The 350-nt window shown below is 37.1% G+C and carries 1 tRNA gene; it reads left to right on the top strand.

Features of this window, described 5'->3' with window-relative positions:
• Positions 1–214: 214 nt before the first annotated feature.
• Positions 215–290, top strand: a tRNA-Thr gene (locus JRI95_17195).
• Positions 291–350: the final 60 nt, after the last annotated feature.

Raw genomic sequence — 350 nt, 5'->3', positions numbered from 1 at the left:
CAATAATTTTTTACAGACTTTCATAGAGCTCAATTTCGGTCAAAATAAGGCTTCCTAATCAATATGTCCTCCTGACATGAGATTAGCTTAATGCATCCATGCTATTTTTGCCTTGTTTTTCCCTCAATCTCGCTAAGAAAGTCTAGTAAAAAATTAAAGTTCACTCAATTTATACTTTTTGTGGTCTAATCATAATATTTTAGCATTATAAAATGCCGGTGTAGCTCAATTGGCAGAGCAGCTGATTTGTAATCAGCAGGTTATCGGTTCAAGTCCGATCGCCGGCTCCAGAGTAGATGGAACCTTGTGTAGGAATGCGCAGGGTTTTTTTATTTTAACACAGCGGAAGT

It is taken from the genome of Deltaproteobacteria bacterium (assembly GCA_019308995.1).
Lineage (GTDB): Bacteria > Desulfobacterota > Desulfarculia > Adiutricales > JAFDHD01 > JAFDHD01.
The sequence above is the reverse complement of the archived record's forward strand: the minus strand, read 5'-3'. Positions and strand labels throughout refer to the sequence as shown.